Source organism: Streptomyces sp. NPDC005202, from assembly GCF_040608235.1.
In the GTDB taxonomy this organism is placed as follows: Bacteria; Actinomycetota; Actinomycetes; order Streptomycetales; family Streptomycetaceae; genus Streptomyces.
Genome location: NZ_JBEXHW010000001.1, coordinates 204439 through 220351 on the forward strand (window position 1 = coordinate 204439; position 15913 = coordinate 220351).

Below are 15913 nucleotides of genomic sequence, written 5' to 3' on the forward strand. Positions count from 1 at the left end.
GCCGGTGGTCCGTCTGCTCGTCGAGCGGGTCCGCTCGTCAATCCGGTTCGCCGTCAAGCCGGTCCGCCCGTCCGGTGGTCCGTCTGCTCGTCGAGCGGGTCCGCTCGTCAATCCGGTTCGCCGTCAAGCCGGTCCGCCCGTCCGGTGGTCCGTCTGCTCGTCGAGCCGGTCCGCTCGTCAATCCGGTCCGCCCGTCCGGTCGTCCGTCCGCGGTCGTCCGTCCGTCCCCGGGCCGGTCTCACCCCGATGTCCGGTCCAGGTCGTGCAGGATCTTCCGCTCGGCCCGGGTGAGCGGGGGGCCGGACAGCGGTGGCAGCGGGGAGCCGCTGAGGACGGCCAGTGCGGTTCCGGGGTGGAGCAGGCGGGCCGGGCCCGTGCGCAGGCTGGTCACGTCCCACAGGGCGGCCGCCGCCTGGTAGGAGCCGGTGGCCGTCTTCGTCAGGCGGCGGCTGTAGCCGGTGACGAGGCGGTCCGCGAGGCCCGGCCGCCCGCCGCGCGTCCCGGGGTACCAGACGTCCTGGCCGACGGCTGCCGCCCAGGCCGCGTCGACCGACCGGGCGGCCCCGCGCTGCACCCGGCGGGCGAGGCCGGGCGTGGCCAGGCCGGTGCGCCGCAGCTCCCGGCCGAGGAGCCGGGCGCCGAGCGCGGCCACCGACATGCCCTGCCCGTAGGCCGGGTTGTAGGTGGCCAGCGCGTCGCCGAGGACGACGAACCCCTCCGGCCAGTGCGGGGCCTTCTCCAGGTAGCGCCGGGCGTTGCTGGTGCTGCGGCTGACGTACACGTCGGTGAGGGGTTCGGCGCCCGAGACGAGCTGGGCGACGATGGGGTGCGGCAGGTCCAGGGTGTACCGCAGAAAGCCCTCGGGGTCCGCCGGCGGCTCGCCCCCGCGGGTACCGGCGAGGCTGACCATCCAGCGGTCGCCCTCGATGGGCAGAACCATGCCACTGCGGCCGGGTCGGGACACGTAGGGATTGGCCTGCACGACCGTCAGCGGGAACTGCTCGGCGCCCGCAGGCATGCGGTAGATGCGCGTGGCGTTGACGAGGCCGGAGTCGACGGTCCTTTCGCGTATGCCGGTCACGCCGAGCAGCCCCAGCCACTTCACGACGCGCGACCCGCGTCCGCCGGCGTCGACCACGAAGTCCGCGTCCAGCTCCGTCTCCCCGGCGGCGGTCTCGGCACGGACGCCGTGCACGCGCCGCCCCGTGCCCACCAGACCGAGGGCCCGGGCCTTGCGGATCTCGGTCTTGGTGTGGGCCAGGACGGCGTCCCGTACCGCCCAGTCCAGCAGCGCGCGGGTGCAGCTGATCATGCGGGGCCCGTCATGGCGCCAGCGCCGGAACCAGCCCTCGGGCGTGAGCGCCACCATGCCCGAGCCGAGGGGTATCTCGTGGGCGCCCGCGGCGAGCAGCCGCGCGCGCAGGCCGGCGCCCGGCACGAGATCCTCCATGGCGGCCAGGCCCCCGGCCATGAGGAGGTGCGCATGGCGACCCTGCGGCAGCCCCTTGCGGTGCTCGGGTCCGCCGGGCAGGTCGTCGCGGTCGAGTACGACCACTTCGTCCACGGCGCTGGACAGCGCCGCCGCGGCCAGCATGCCGGCCAGGCCGGCACCGATGACGACAGCTCTACGCGACATGGGGCTCCTCGGAGTCGGCCATGAGCTCAGCCATGGGAGGTCCTCACCGTTCCTTCGCTCAGGGTGGTGACGGCGGGCGATCGGGCCAGCGCCTGCGCCAGCTGAACCAGCCCGCTCGTCCCGGACACCTCCGTGGCGTGGAGGCGGTGTCCGCTCGGCGTCCGAAGGGGCTCCTCGCCGGCGGCGGCGCGGCGCGCGGCGTCGGCGAGCATGACCGCCTCCGCCGCGATCCGGGCCTCGTGTGCGGTGCGGCCCGCGCGCAGGGCGGCGTCGAGCGCCCGCTCGCGGACCCGGTCGTCGAAGTACGGGGCCAGCGCCAGCAGGGCGTCGTGGATGGACACCTCGCGCCAGTGCAGTCGCGCCTGGGGGAGCTGCCACCAGGAGCTGGGCGGCTTCGGCGCGGTGGACGCGAACCGCACCCGGGCCCACAGCGGGCGCAGCCTCCGGTAGTCGCGCAGACTGTGCCCGTGCGCGACGGCCGCCGGCAGCAGCCTCGGCAGCACGAATCCCGCGGAACACAGCAGGGCGCCGAGCGAGGCCATCGGTGGGGCGACGGTCGTGGACAGGAGGTCGAGGTCGTGGCCCGACCAGCGCGCCACGACGGCCGTGTACTTGGTCAGCTGGAAACCCACCACGTCCAGCAGCAGGCCGGCGAGGATCAGCCGCAGGCCGGTCCGGAGCAGCCCCGTGACCTCCCGGCTCCACTTGACGCACAGGGCGCACATCATCAGCGTCGCGGCGCTGTGCCCGATCAGGTAGAGCAGGATCATCTCGCGCAGGTACGGCGTGTTCGCGTAGTACGTGTCGAGGTCGGTGAGCCGCTCGGTGCGGGCGTCGGCGAGCGCGAACAGCACGACGACGGCGACGATCAGCGGACCGTAGGCGGCGACGCTGCGCAGCACCATACGCCGGACCTGCTCCGGGGGACCGCCCCTCCAGTGGATCAGCAGGACGAGCAGCGAGCAGCTGTAGGCGGAGAGCATGCCGTAGGTCAGCGGGGCGCCGAAGTTCGGGATGCCCGTGAGGTCGTTGACGGTGGCCAGGGTCAGCGGCGCCGAGCAGACGAACACGAGCGAGCCGAGGGCGATCGACACGCACGTGGACACCGTCAGCGGATTCCGTACGGCCGTGCACGGCCGGCGGAACAGCACGGCGGCGGACAGCCCGAAGACCCCGGCCGCCAGATAGACGACGAGATTCACGCCCGGCACCTCCGCTCGGGACGGTGTGCGCCACTCAGGGGCAGCCGCGCTGCCGGCGTCCGCTTCATGCGGTGCCCGTCGGGGTCGTGCCGCTGCGGACCGGGGCGGTGGGGACGGGCGTCGACGTGGCCAGCGCGTCGGCGATGCGGACCAGGGCCGGGGGCCCGGGCACCTGGGCCGTCAGCCGGCCGGCCTCCTCGGGAGGCGAGCTGCCGGGCTCCGACCGGACGGCCGCGGCGATGACCGCCGCCCACGCGGTGGCCTCGGCCCGCTCCGGGTCGCCGGTCGCCTCCAGCGCCGCGTGACGGGTCTGTTCGTACAGGGCTCGGTCGAAGGACGCGTCCAGGTAGCTCAACGCGTTGTGGATGCTGGTCTGACGCCACATCAGCCGCGTGGTGGGGGAGGACCAGCGCGGCCGGGGCAGCCGGAGGGAGCGGCGGGTGAGGACGTCGTCCAGTGCGCGCTCCAGCGGTTCGAGGCGCTCATACGTCCGCCAGGACCGGCGCCACTCCGTCAGCCGGGGCCCGGCCAGCGGCATCAGGATGCCGACGGACGTCAGCAGGGCGCCCAGCCCGGCGGCCACGGGCGAGACGTTCGTGCCGAGCGCCGACCAGTCCTGCCCGCACCAGCGGGCGACCACGGCGACCAGTTTGGTCACGCTGTAGCCGGCGTTGCACAGCGTGCCCAGGCCCAGGACCAGCAGGCCGGCGCGGAGCCAGCCGCGCACCTCGCGGGCCCAGCGCAGGGACGACACCGTGGTGACACTGACGGCGGCGAGGTGCCCGGCCAGGTACAGCACGATCATCTCCGCGATGAACGGCGTCGTCGCGTAGTAGGTGTCCAGGTCGGTACGGCGCTCCACCGGCGCGTCACCCAGGGCGAACGTCGAGGCGATACCGATGAGCACGAACGCGTACGCCGCCATCCAGCGGTGGGCGACGCGATGCACGTGCGGTCCGCCCCGCCAGTAAACGATGAGGACCTGGGAGGCGGCGCTGTAGGCGGTGATCGAGGCGTAGGTCAGCAGTGCGGCGAGGTTCGGGACGCCGCTGACGCGGTTGACGGCTCCCACCGTGGGCGGGGCCCCGAGGAGGAAGCAGACGCCGGCCAGACCCAGCACCGCGCAGATGGCCCGCAGGTAGGGATCGTGCCGGTGGCGTATCAGGTCCGGGGCCTTCACCGCCAGGCCCAGCCACAGCACCCCACAGCTGACGTAGTTGATCAGGCCGCTCATCTTCTCCGTGTCCCACGGTAGTTGAGCGCGGCACCGATGCGTCCGGCGAGGTCCTGGGTGCCGTTGCTGTCCGCGGCGTACACGGAGTCCGCCGAGGCCTCCAGCCAGGTGCGCAGCCGACGGCCCATCAGCATGCCGAACCGGTCGGCCTCCTGTTCGTCGGTCAGGCTGAAGTCGGTGCGCGCCGCGACGGGTCGGGGCAGGCCGGCCGCGGCCGGGGCGGGCGACGCGTCCGCGTCCCGCCGGTTCATGTGCCACACCTCGTGACAGAAGATTACGATCTGGTGCCATACGGCGGCCCGCTGGTCGACGACGACCACGTCCTGCGTCTCGCCCTCCAGCCACAGTCCGCTCGCGGTGTGCGGCGGGAAGACCTCCCTGCGGACGACGACCTCGCGTCCCCGCCAGGCGCTGACGGAGTCGACGAGGGCGGCGAACAGTACCTCGGGGTCCGCGGGGATCGGCACCCGTATGGGGCCGATGAGAGCGTCGGCGAGCCGGCGCATCTGCCTCTTCCTACGCACCATGCTCCCCCGTGGATCGTTCAAGCCTGCCCCTATCATCTCCGGGCGGCCGACGGCGGGGAAAGGCCCTTCCGGTGCGGTCGTTTGCGGTGCGGTCGTTTGCGGTGCGGTCGCTTCCGGTGCGGTCGTTTGCGGTGCGGTCGCTTCCGGTGCGGTCACTCATGGACGGGCACGCTCTCCGCCGGGGCGGCGGCGCGGACGTGCACCGCTTCGATGAGGCCGGGCAGGCGCAGGGCCCGGGACACGGCGCCGATCTCCCTCAGCAGGACCGTGGTGTCGCGGTCGGAGGTGCCGTCGCCCTCCGGCGACCGGTTCCGGGCGTCGACGGCGTCCAGGACGGCCACCGCGGCCGCCAGCGCCTTCGCCACGTCCGGCGCGCACCCGAGGCCGAGCGCGGCGTCGTACGCCCGCCGGCGCAGATCCTCGTCCAGGCGGCGGGCCAGCGGCAGCAGCACGTCGCGGATGAACGTCTCGCGCCGGGTCAGCCGCAGCTCCGGGCTGGCCCGCAGCAACAGGGGCACCCCGCTGCCGTGCACGGTCCGCATCAGCAGGTACAGGGGCCGCAGTTCGTGGTGGGCGAGCCGGACGCGCCAGCGGTCGTGCAGATACTGGCCGGCGTGCGGCAGGATGAAGCCGACCGCGATCAGGATCGCCGAGACGCAGGCGACGGGCGGGGCGAGGTTCGTGCTCAGCCAGTCCAGGTCGTGCCCGGTCCAACGGGCCGCGACGGCGGTGAGCTTGGAGGCGTCGAAGATCAGGTTCAGCCCGTAGCCGGCGCCGAGGGACTTCAGCCCCCAGCGCAGCCAGGCATCCAGCCCGTCGGCGCGCACCCAGTTCCAGATCACCCTGGAGGTGATGAGAACCGCCACGGAGTGCGCGAGCAGGTAGAGCAGGATCTCCTCGCGCATGAACGGTGTGTTGGCGTAGTACGTGTCCAGGTCCCGCAGCCGCTCCACGGGCACGTCCGCGAGGGCGAACAGCACCCACAGGGCGACGATCACGCCCGCGTAAACCGTGACGACCCGGCGCATGGCGCGGCGGGTCGCGGCCGAGCGGTCGGACAGGCCGTTGCGCCAGGCGATGATCAGCAGCAGACAGGACCCGCAGAACGCGGTGAGCAGCGAGTACACCCAGGGCGCCGAGATGTTCGGTACGCCCGTGACCCGGTTGGTCCAGGCGATCGTCGACGGCGCCACGAACACGAACACCGCGCAGGCGAGCAGCAGCAGCCCGCCGACCGCCCGCAGCAGCGGGTCCTTCCACAGCCGGATGATCGTGGGCAGCTTGATCACCAGGGCGGCGGTCAGGACCGCGGTCGGGATCCAGAAGGAGATGGAGCACTGGCCGGCCAGGGCGGCGGGGTCCAGCGCGAGCCGGGCGGGCGGGGCCGCCAAGTCGAGGAAGCCGCCGCCCGGTTGGCGTAAGGGCGTCACCGCGCGGTTCCTTCGCGTCCGCCGGCGGGCCGTCCGCGGTACCCCAGGGACCGCTGGACGGGGTCGAGGGGCGGCGCGCCGGTGTCCGGGGCGGACAGACAGTGCCGGAAGGCGGTGGCCAGGCGGTGGCCGAAGTCGTCGGCCTCGGCCTCGTCCCGCTCGCGGGAGCCGCTGCGGGCGGCGACGGGGATCCCTCCCCGCTCGAGCGCGGCCGAGAGCCTGGAGGGAAGCGTGAGGTCGCGCCGGCCGGGCTCGTCGGCCAGGGCCCGGACCGCGGCGGCGCCCGCGGCGCGATGGTGGCGGTGCCCGGCATGCAGGTGCCACAACTCGTGGCCGAGGATGACCAGTTGCTGTACCGCCTCCGCCCGCTCCTCGACGATGACCAGGTCGAAGTCCTGGAACTCGACCCACAGCCCGGTGACCTCGAACTCGTCGGGGAACCGCTCGAAGCGCAGTTTTACGGGACGTCCGCCACGGCGCGCGCTCATCTCCTCGCACAGCGCCCGGCACAGTTCGCGCACCCCGGCCGGGGGCCGGGGCCTGGACCGCAGCGCGGCACAGAGGTCGTTCGTCAGGACGCGCATGGCGGAACCCGTCCGCGAGCGCCGCAGCGCCGCGGTGAGCCGGGCCGCCGTCCTGCGCGCGCCCGCGAAGTCCATCGCTTTCCCCTTCCGACCGCCGGTAACGGCAGGTTGTCCGAGCGTACGCGGCCGGATGTGTCTGCGTCATGCGATCCGACGACCGCCGTTCAACGAGGAACGATCGCCGCCTTTCGAAAGTCGTGTGCAACCCGTTGACCCGCAGCACCGGCCGGAACGCCGACGAGGACGTACCGGCCGACTACGATCGTGCCGTCCGATGCCCGTGCCGTCCGATGCCCGTGCCGTCCGATGCCCGTGCCGTCCGATGCCCGTGCCGCCCGACGCCCGCGCCACCGGTCGTGACCGTCACCGTCCGGGGGAGGCCACCGGTGTCACCGGCACTCCTCCGGCCGCGCTGCCCAGCAGCGTCAGCCGTACCCGGCCCGGGCCCGACAGCGTGGTGAACTCTGACAGGACGGCCAGGGCCAGGGTGTTGGTGCCCCGGGTGCGCAGGATGCCGTTCGGCAGGACGAAGGTGTGCTGCGGGCCCACGTCGTTGATGTACTGGCCCATGTTCCAGCCGTTGAGGAAGATCTGGACGCGGTAGGCGCGGTACGGGTCGTCCTCCAGGGTGAGCCCGATCGAGGCGTCGACGCCCGGGTCGACGGCCAGCTTGAAGGTGGTCCGGTACCAGGTCACACCCTGCCGCCGCTCGGCACGCGGGAACGTGACGGCCTCCCAGTCCCGGTCGGGGAACCCGGGCAGGTGCCAGCCCTCCCGCTCTCCGTACAGCCCGCCGTTGTTCTGCGGCCCGCGCACGGGGTCGGGTGCGGCCTCGCCCTGGATCCGCCAGCTCACCTTCGGCGCGGCCCCGGTGAAGGTGACCGCCGTCAGTCCGCGCGCCACCTTGTGCGTGTCCTGCGCCTTGCCGTCCTGGTCGTGCTGCATGCGCCGGACCAGGACCGACAGCACGTGCCGGCCGGGGGTGCGCAGCCGCTCCCGCACGGGGAAGACGGCCGTGTCCGCCCAACTGCCCTTCCGGACCGTGCTGTTGTCCGGCACCGGCATGCGGTGCGTACCGAGCGGCTCCCCGTCCAGCCAGGCCATCAGCAGCCCCTGCGTGCCGCTGCTGTAGGCGAGCGAGACCTCCTCGACGCCGGTGGCGTCCGTGAATGTGCCCCGGTACCAGACGTCCCCGTAGTGGAAGCCGTAGTCGTCGGCGAACAGCACCGGCTGCCCGTCCGGCACGGGCGTCGTGCTGTACGACGACGTCCTGTCGGCGACCTTCCACTGCGAGTCGTCGAAGCTCGGCCCGGCCTCCGGGTTCTCGGTGCGCATCCGCCAGCCGCCGAGCGCGGGCAGCCTCACCTCGGGCACGCCGGGCAGCAGTGCGCCGGCGCGCAGGCTCGCGGAGCCGCCGACCGAGGTCCGCACCGCGCGCCCGTTCCACACGACGCTCTCGATGCCGCGCGGCCCCCACACCTCCAGCCCGGCCGCCTCGACGGTGTCGCCGGTGAGGTGGACGGTGGAGCCGCGCAGGGCGGCGGTGCGCAGCAGCGCCGGGCCGTACACCAGCAGTGAGCCGGACGGGGTTTCGTACGGCCACAGGCGCACGGAGGCCGCCTCGTCGGCGAAGAGGAGCAGCAGCGGCCGGTCGATCCCGTCGCCCTGGACCAGCACCCGGAGCAGCTGACCGGCGCCGAAGGGGGCGGTGACACGCAGCAGGCCCTGGTCGTACACGTACGCGGCCTCGTCGTCCAGCCGCGTGACCGTCGGCTCCTCGGAGCACTCGAGGACGACGTGCGCCATCTCGCCGCTCCGTCCCGTGAAGACGGCGACGTCCTGCCGTCCGGCGGCGAGCCACAGCATCGGCTGCGCGGTGGAGTACCGCACTTTCCGCTGCCCCAGACGGAGCCCGGCGACCATCAGCCGGGCGTCCCGGGCCGGCACGGTGACCGGCAGGTCGTCGCCGGCGGCGGGCAGCGTCGAGGAGACGTCCTTGTCGCTGTCGTTGCGCAGGACGTAGACGTGGGCGTTCGTGTCCGGGTTGGTCAGGTGGTACACGGTGAGCCCGGCCGCCTTCACGTCCTTGGCCCGGTCGAGCTTGGCGAAGTCGGGGATGCGCTGCAGCATGTGCCCGATCTGGTGCATCGGGACCAGCTTCTCGGTGGGCTGCCGTCCCTCGTCGAAGGCGGCCCCGTAGTCGTACGACGTGTAGACGACCGGCGCGGGCAGCCAGCCCCACGACGTGCCGCCGAAGGTCATGTAGACGTTGTGGACGGTGATGCCGTTGGCGAGGTTGGTGAGGTAGAAGCGCCGCTCGTACGCCGCGTCCCGGGTCCGCCGCGACTCGGCGTATCCCTTCCCCTGGAACCAGGACCCGCCCCACGGATCGAACCAGCCACCCCCGAACTCGGGCATGAAACCGGGCGTCCTGGGACTGGCGGTCGCCCCGCCCGTCGGCCCCCCGGTCCCGAAGTGCCCCCAGTCCGGCGGGGTCTGGGACGGCGAGGGATACCCGTCGAAGCCGTACAGCCAGCGTCCCTTCTCCCCGCCGGTGTCGAAGGAGCCGGGGATCCAGTGGCCGTTGCGGCCCTTGTCGTTGTGGAAGAGGGGGACGTCGATCCCGTCGGCGCGCACCTTCCTGTACAGGTGTGCCATGTAGGCGCGGCCGGTCGGCTCGTTGACGTGGGAGTCGTACTCGTTCTCGATCTGGTAGAGCAGGATCGTGCCCGCCCCCTGGGTGAACAGGTGCCGGGAGGCGATGGCGTTGACGGCGGTGAGCCACTCGTCGACGTACGACAGATACGTCGGGTCGGCGGTCCGGGCGGTGCCCTTCGTGGCCGTGAGCCAGCCGGGGAAACCGCCGCCGTCGATCTCGGCGTTGATGTAGGGGCCGGGGCGCAGGATGACGTACAGCCCGGTCTCGGCGGCCATGCGCAGGAAGAGGTCCAGGTCCCGCACGCCGGTGAAGTCGTAGTGACCGGGGGCGGGTGAGTGGTAGTTCCACGACACGTAGATGCTGACGGCGTTGTAGCCGTGCGCCCGCATCTTCTGCAGCACGTCCCGCCACAGGGACGGGCTGGGCAGCCGGAACGGGTGCATCTCACCGGACCACAGGACCAGCCGCCTGCCGTCGACCAGCAGGGAGTAGTGGTCGAAGCCGACGGTGTGCCGCTGCCCGTCTGCGCTCGGCGGGCCGGGCGGCGGGCCCGTGGGGACGGAGCGCGCGGCATAGGCCGACGGCGCCCCCGGTCCGCCGCTGCCGCCCAGGGCCAAGCCCAGCGCGGCGGTGCCGGCGAGGGCGCTGAATGAACGTCTGCTGAGCGCCAAAGGTGTGCCTCCCGGGCGATCTTACGGGGCGCGGGTCCGGCCATTCTCCACGGGGGTGAGGCCCACAATGGTCGTATGAGGATCTCGGCACGGGCGGATTACGCGGTACGGGCGGTGCTGGAGCTGGCCGTACGGCAGGAGGACGGCCCGGTGAAGGCGGAGGCGATCGCAGCCGCCCAGGCCATTCCGCACAAGTTCCTGGAGGGGATCCTCGGCGACCTGCGGCGCGCGGGCGTGGTGACCAGCCGGCGCGGCGGGGGCGGCGGATACGGCCTGGCCCGGGACGCGTCGGCGATCACGGTGGCGGACGTGATCCGCGCGGTCGACGGCCCGATCGTGTCGGTGCGGGGCGAGCGGCCGACGGGGCTGATGTACACGGGGTCGGCGGAACCGCTGCTGCCCCTGTGGATCGCCCTGCGTGCCAGCGTGCGGAAGGTCCTGGAGGGCGTCACGCTCGCCGACATCGCGGCGGACGCGCTGCCGGAGCCGGTACGGCGACTGGCGGCGGAGCCGGGGGCGTGGGAAAACCCGTAGACAGGGGGGCGGCGCGGCGGTGTGGGAGGAGCCGTGGACAGGGGGGCGGCCGGGCCGTGTGAATGGCCGGAGAACGACCTGTTCCCCCGCGTGAGCCGCTGCGTACGATGCGACCGCTCCCGGCCTTCACAGCTCTCTCATGACTTCTCCACAGGCCGGGAGTGCGTGTGTCTTTGGCATGCGCATGCCCCATTTCAACCCCCCACTGAACGGATAGGAGAACCATGGCTGGTGGGCTGCTCCTGAGCGGCGCGATCGCCGCACTCCTGACCACCGCGCTACCCGCGCCGAACTCGTCCCCGGTGGTCGCCGACCCACCCCCGGACAAGATCGTCATCGATGTCGCCACGGTGAACGGCTCCGGCTGTCCGCAGGGCACGGCCGCCGTGGCCGTCTCCCCGGACAACACGGCCTTCACCGTGACCTACAGCGAGTACCTCGCCCAGGCCGGCGGCAACTCCGACCCCACGGCGTTCCGCAAGAACTGTCAGCTCAACCTGATCGTCCACGTCCCGCAGGGCTTCACCTACGCCGTCGCCAGCGCCGACTACCGCGGCTTCGCCTCGCTCCAGCCCGGCGCGAGCGGCACGCAGAGAGCCTCGTACTACTTCCAGGGCTCCCCGAACACCGCGGCCAAGACCCACCCGTTCGGCGGCCCGTACAACGACGACTGGCAGGCAACCGACAGCACCGACTGGGCCCAACTGGTCTGGGCCCCCTGCGGAGTCCTGCGCAACTTCAACATCAACACCGAGCTCCGGGTCAACGCGGGTACGAGCGCTCCCGGCAAGGTCAGCTTCATGACCATGGACTCGACGGACGGGGACATCAGCACGGTGTACCACCTGGCGTGGAAGGAGTGCCCGAAGTCCTGACGTGGGCGCGAGGTGGCCCGCACGGTCCCGGCCCTGGACCACCGCCCCGAACGTCCGCAGGCTGTCCGAGGACTCCGGCTCGCCGCCACCCGTTCCCACCACGCCATCGACCACCGTCGGTGACCGCCCGTGCCTATAGTCACGGGCGGTCACCGGTACTGTGACGTGTTCTCTATTGAATCAACGTGTTGCCCCTGTTCGTGTTGCGAGTGGAAGGAAGCACGTTGAGCGCGGCATGGCATGTGCGCTGGGTGACGGACGAGTCGCCGGTGACAGTCAGTGACCACCCCATCCTTCAGAGGTGGGTCGATCTCGGTGACCGTGAGGCCGCCCTTCGGATCGACCCGGGAGATCCGTTCTTCGTCGCCCCTGATTGTCGGGTTGATCCCCGGTTGACCTTGTACACGACGCGTTCGGCGTACGCGAACCTGGCGCGTTCGACGCGGGAGAACTATGCGAGCGACTGTTGTGTGTTTCTTCAACTTCCTGTGGCAGCGCGGGAAGAACTGGGATGAGGCGACGTCCGAAAATCTGCTGGACTTCGAGGATTGGCGCCGGTGGTCGCCGCGCAACCCGGATCGGATCGGCGGTTCCAAGTGGAACCGGGAGCTGGTCGCGATGCGGCGGCTGTACAAGTGGGCCGTGGGCAAGGGCTACTTGGCGGCGAGCCCGGTGGTGGAGCGTGAGGTCATGGGACGCCACGGGCAGATGGTGAGCGTTCCGGCCGCCCGCGCGAAGGACGTGCGTGCCACCAACGTCAAGTGGCTTACGCCCGCGCGCCTACCGGATGTGGCGGGACGTCGGTCTTCGCGGCTACACGCCGGATGGTCGCCGGGATGCGTCGTTCCGGGGCTGTAACGATGACCGGAACGCGGCCTACTCCGACGTGCTGTTCTCCTCGGGGATGCAGCGCACGGAAGGCGGCTCGCTGCTGACCATTGAGATCCCTGATCTGGCGGGCGGCGCACGGTACTTCTGCGACGGCAAGCTGGGCCGGGAGGTGACCAAGAGCAAGCGGGAGAGGACCGTCTTCTACTCCGCGGACGCCCTGCGGGCGGTGGAGACGTACATGCGTACCTCCCGACGGGCGGCGATCCGTCGGGCTCAGGCCAAGGGCCGCTACGAGGCGATGCGGGGCTTGTGGATTGTGACCGGTCGGTCCGGCTTCGAGCAGCGGGAGCTGCACCTGGTGGACGAGACGGGTGAGGTGTTCGAGCGGAACATCACTTCGCTGGATGTGGAGGACCGGCAGCAGTTGTACGTCGAGGGTGAGGGTGGCCTGGAGCCGCTGTGGCTGTGGCTGTCCGAGGATGGCCGGCCGTTCCTGCCGCACTCGTGGGAGGCGGTCTACCGGGCGGCCTCCGAGCGGTGCCGGGTGCTGCTGGAGGGCAAGGTGTCCAAGCCGCCGTACTTCACCCCCCATATGGCCAGGCACACGTTCGCCCTGTTCATCCTGGCCGCGCTGCAGCACGCGCTGGATAACCGGTTCGGGCTGACGCCGCAGGAGCGCAAGGAGTTCCGGCTGCTGTACGGCGATTCGTGGCGGCTGGTGAAGAACCTCCTTGATCACGCGAGCGAGGAGACCACGCGGTCGATCTATCTCGCCCCGGTCTCCGACCTCCAGGTGCGCTCGCTGCTGCTGGAGGACAACCACGACGGGGTCACCGAGCTGCTGGCCCAGATCGCCAGGCTGTCGGAGCGAGTGATGGACGAGGTGGCGTCGTGAGCCGACGGGGGACGCAGAGCCGCGCTGCCCGAGGGCGGACACCGCCGGCCGGACGTGCTGGCGGGATGCGGGACAACGCCTGGCGGAACTGGCGCGAAGAACTCGGTGCTGGGCTTAACTTGAACCTGCGGCGCCTGCGCAAGACGGTGGTCATCGCCCACCAGCGGACCCCGTCCCAGCACACCCGGGACACCCACGACGCGGTGTATCTGCTGCCCGACCCGCGCACGCACACCGAGGCCGCCCCGGTGATCAGCGCCGGGATCAACGAGGCGATCGATGTGGCTGCCGTGACGCATCTGGGGGCGGACCCCGCCCGGCTGGAGACCGCGGTGCGTGCCTTGTCCGACCCGACGAGCACCGTGCCGCTCGGCACCTTGCTGTACGGCTCGCCGTACGGGCAGGCGGGACCGCCGCCACCGGCCTGTCCGGGATGTCCGCACCCGGGCGGGCAGGCTTGCCTGTTCCGACCAGCGGCAGCGGCTGATGGTGCCCGTGCTGCCGCATTCCCGCGAGCCGGTCCCGGCTCGCGGCAGCGGGGCCCCGCCGCTTGCCCCGTGCACCGTGCGGCGGGGCCGCCCCTGCTCTTCCCGGCCCGCCTGGTGGCGGGCCACGACTCCTGTCGTCTGCCGATCGAAGGAGGGCTTCACGCCCCACATTCCGCACCCGTTAAGGTCCGACCGGGTCGTCATCCTCGGGGCCGGGCCCTGCGGACTGGCCTGCGCGGACGAGCTGAAGAGGCTCGGTCACCGCGACTTCACACTGCTGGAGGCGGCCCCGGTGGCCGGGGGCCTGGCCGCGTCCGTGGTCGATGCGGCCGGGTTCACGTGGGATCTGGGCGGGCATGTCGTCTTCTCCCACTTCGGCGAGTTCGACCGGCTGCTGGCCGAGCTGTTCGCGCCCGGCGAGCTGCTGCACCACGACCGGTCCTCTTTCGTCCGCTTCCGGGACCGGTGGGTGCCCTACCCCTTCCAGCAGCACCTTCACCACCTCCCGGCCGAGGATGCCGAGGCGTGCGTGCACGACCTTCTTCTCGCCTGCCAGCGGCGCGAACAGGACCTGCCCGCGGAGGCGGACTTCGCCACCTGGCTGCACGGAATGTACGGATCGGGCCTGGTGGACTGGTTCTTCGGCCCGTACAACTCCAAGTTCTGGGCGATGACGCCCGAGCAGATGGCCTCCTCCTGGGTAGCCGAGCGCGTCGCCCCGGTCGATGCCGGTGAGATCATGGCGGCCTTCTCGGGCACCGCCGCCTCGCCCGCACGGCGCTGGGGCCCCAACGCCACCTTCGCCTTCCCCGCCCGCGGCGGCACCGGGGAGATCTGGCGCCGGCTGGCCGCACGCCTCGACGGTGACCTGCGGACCGGGGCCCGCGTCGTCGCTGTCGACCCTGCAACCCGCACCGTGGCCCTCGCCGACGGCCAGCGGATCGGCTACCACACCTGGTGGCCACCGGCCCGCTCGACCGGCTCGCCGCCATGACGGCCGGCGCCCCCGACACCGTGCGGGCGGCGGCGAGGCGGCTGCGGCACACCACGGTGGCAATGGTCGGCCTCGGCTACCGGGTCCCCACCACCGACGAGCGGTCCTGGCTGTACTTCCCGCAGCCGGAGGTGCCGTTCTACCGGGCGACGAACTTCAGTAAGTACGCGCCCGCCAACGTCCCCGGCGCCGACACCAACGCGTTCAGCGCGTGGATGACCGAGACCTCCATGCTCCCCGGCACCCGCCTGGACGTCAGCCGGCTGATCTGCGCCTGCGACCAGGCCCTGCGGCGCCACGGCCTGGTACCCGAGCACGCACCGTCGGCCAGCGCCCACCTGGAGCTGATCGAGTACGCCTACCCGGTGCCCACCCTGGACCGCGACGCGGCCCTGGCCGCGGTCGTGCCCTGGATGGAGGCCGCGGGATCTATCCACGGGGCCGGTTCGGGACCTGGCGGTACGAGATCGGCAACATGGACCACGCCGTGAAGATGGGCATCGACATCGCCCGCCGCCTGGTGAACGGCACCACCGAAGAACTCCTCGCCCCGGCGTCCGCAGCCGTGGCAGCCGCCGGGAGCCAGGCGTGAACGGCCGCAGCAGCACCACCGTGATTCCCTTCCGGGCCCCGACTGGACGGGCAGCGCGGCGCCCGTGCCCGCCTCGGACGGACACTCCGTCAGCCCGCTGAAGAACCCGGACGGCACGAAACCGGGCCTGGCGCCCCTGACGAGCGAGGCCGACAAGGCCGCGGCCCGCGCGCTCATCCGGTCCCTGGCGACGAAGGGGCGCGGCCCGAAGACCGGCTACGACCGCGACGAGTTCGGCTACGCCTGGATGGACACGGCGGACGGCGTCCCATGGGCGCGCAATGGCTGTGACACCCGCAACGACCTGCTGAAACGCGACGGTCAGGATGTGCGCTTCCGGAAGGGCTCCACGTGTGTGATCGTCGCCATGACCCTGCACGACCCCTACACGGGGCGCACGATCCAGTGGACCGAGTCGCACGCGACCACAGTCCAGATCGACCATGTGATGCCTCTGTCCTACGACTGGCAGATGGGCGCCGCGCACTGGACGAAGGACAAGCGCGAGCGGATAGCCAACGATCCGCTCAACCTGCTCCCGGTGGACGGCGCCGCCAACTCCGCCAAGGGCGACTCGGGTCCGGCGACCTGGCTGCCGCCGAGCAAGGGCGTCCGGTGCGCGTACAGTGTGCGGTTCGCCCAGGTGTCACGGAAGTATGAAGTGCCGGTGACGGCGGCGGACCAGCGCATGATGCTGAAGCAGTACGGTGGTTGACGGGGTGAAACACCCGCGGGGCAGGCCTTCATGGAACCGTGCACCG

14 protein-coding genes and 1 pseudogene are annotated in these 15913 nt (G+C 71.9%); 7 read left to right on the forward strand and 8 right to left on the reverse strand.

All coding sequences use genetic code 11. From position 1 onward, the window contains the following. Positions 1-238: 238 nt before the first annotated feature. The 7 genes from ABZV31_RS00910 to ABZV31_RS00940 all read right to left on the reverse strand — a co-directional run bounded on the left by ABZV31_RS00910 (position 239) and on the right by ABZV31_RS00940 (position 9943). On the reverse strand, positions 239-1636 hold the full coding sequence (locus tag ABZV31_RS00910; protein WP_355886310.1) for an FAD-dependent monooxygenase: 1398 nt from the start codon (positions 1634-1636) through the stop codon (positions 239-241). Positions 1637-1662: 26 nt separating this feature from the next. After that, on the reverse strand, positions 1663-2838 hold the full coding sequence (locus ABZV31_RS00915; RefSeq protein WP_355886313.1) for an MAB_1171c family putative transporter: 1176 nt from the start codon (positions 2836-2838) through the stop codon (positions 1663-1665). A 64-nt stretch (positions 2839-2902) separates the two neighbouring features. Next, positions 2903-4072 (reverse strand): MAB_1171c family putative transporter, encoded by a 1170-nt coding sequence (locus ABZV31_RS00920; RefSeq protein WP_355886315.1) that lies wholly within the window; start codon positions 4070-4072, stop codon positions 2903-2905. Further along, positions 4069-4578, reverse strand: a complete 510-nt coding sequence (locus ABZV31_RS00925) for a toxin (protein WP_355887530.1) — start codon at positions 4576-4578, stop codon at positions 4069-4071. The genes ABZV31_RS00920 and ABZV31_RS00925 overlap by 4 nt, the downstream gene beginning before the upstream one ends. A gap of 173 nt (positions 4579-4751) precedes the next feature. Further along, positions 4752-5963: a DUF6545 domain-containing protein gene (locus ABZV31_RS00930; protein ID WP_355887533.1), complete on the reverse strand. Its 1212-nt coding sequence runs from the start codon at positions 5961-5963 to the stop codon at positions 4752-4754. Between the two features lie 62 nt (positions 5964-6025). Further along, positions 6026-6688 (reverse strand): toxin-antitoxin system, toxin component family protein, encoded by a 663-nt coding sequence (locus ABZV31_RS00935; protein ID WP_355886317.1) that lies wholly within the window; start codon positions 6686-6688, stop codon positions 6026-6028. Between the two features lie 288 nt (positions 6689-6976). Continuing rightward, entirely contained in the window at positions 6977-9943 is a 2967-nt protein-coding gene (locus ABZV31_RS00940) for a beta-galactosidase (protein ID WP_355886320.1), read from the reverse strand. Positions 9944-10018: 75 nt separating this feature from the next. Between ABZV31_RS00940 and ABZV31_RS00945 the strand changes: the two genes are divergently transcribed. Both ABZV31_RS00945 and ABZV31_RS00950 read left to right on the forward strand, forming a co-directional pair. Beyond that, positions 10019-10477, forward strand: a complete 459-nt coding sequence (locus tag ABZV31_RS00945; RefSeq protein ID WP_355886322.1) for an Rrf2 family transcriptional regulator — start codon at positions 10019-10021, stop codon at positions 10475-10477. Positions 10478-10701: 224 nt separating this feature from the next. Next, positions 10702-11352: a DUF4360 domain-containing protein gene (locus ABZV31_RS00950; protein WP_355886325.1), complete on the forward strand. Its 651-nt coding sequence runs from the start codon at positions 10702-10704 to the stop codon at positions 11350-11352. A 15-nt stretch (positions 11353-11367) separates the two neighbouring features. On the opposite strand, the pseudogene ABZV31_RS00955 reads toward ABZV31_RS00950, so the two are convergent. Continuing rightward, a pseudogene (locus ABZV31_RS00955) lies at positions 11368-11466 on the reverse strand (transcriptional regulator); the annotation flags it as partial. A gap of 339 nt (positions 11467-11805) precedes the next feature. On the opposite strand from ABZV31_RS00955, the gene ABZV31_RS00960 reads away from it, so the two are divergent. From ABZV31_RS00960 to ABZV31_RS00980, 5 genes are all read left to right on the forward strand, one after another. Then, positions 11806-12210, forward strand: a complete 405-nt coding sequence (locus ABZV31_RS00960) for a hypothetical protein (RefSeq protein ID WP_355886328.1) — start codon at positions 11806-11808, stop codon at positions 12208-12210. Positions 12211-12256: 46 nt separating this feature from the next. Next, positions 12257-13078 carry a hypothetical protein gene (locus ABZV31_RS00965; RefSeq protein WP_355886330.1) on the forward strand — a complete coding sequence of 274 codons (822 nt, stop codon included), beginning with the start codon at positions 12257-12259 and terminating at the stop codon, positions 13076-13078. 486 nt (positions 13079-13564) lie between these two features. After that, the gene (locus tag ABZV31_RS00970) at positions 13565-14560 is read left to right on the forward strand and encodes an FAD-dependent oxidoreductase (protein ID WP_355886333.1); all 996 of its coding nucleotides are present in this window, start codon (positions 13565-13567) and stop codon (positions 14558-14560) included. Then, entirely contained in the window at positions 14524-15051 is a 528-nt protein-coding gene (locus ABZV31_RS00975) for a hypothetical protein (RefSeq protein ID WP_355886335.1), read from the forward strand. Before ABZV31_RS00970 ends, ABZV31_RS00975 begins: the two co-directional genes overlap by 37 nt. Before the next feature lie 165 nt (positions 15052-15216). Continuing rightward, positions 15217-15867 carry an HNH endonuclease family protein gene (locus ABZV31_RS00980; protein ID WP_355886338.1) on the forward strand — a complete coding sequence of 217 codons (651 nt, stop codon included), beginning with the start codon at positions 15217-15219 and terminating at the stop codon, positions 15865-15867. Positions 15868-15913 lie beyond the last annotated feature (46 nt).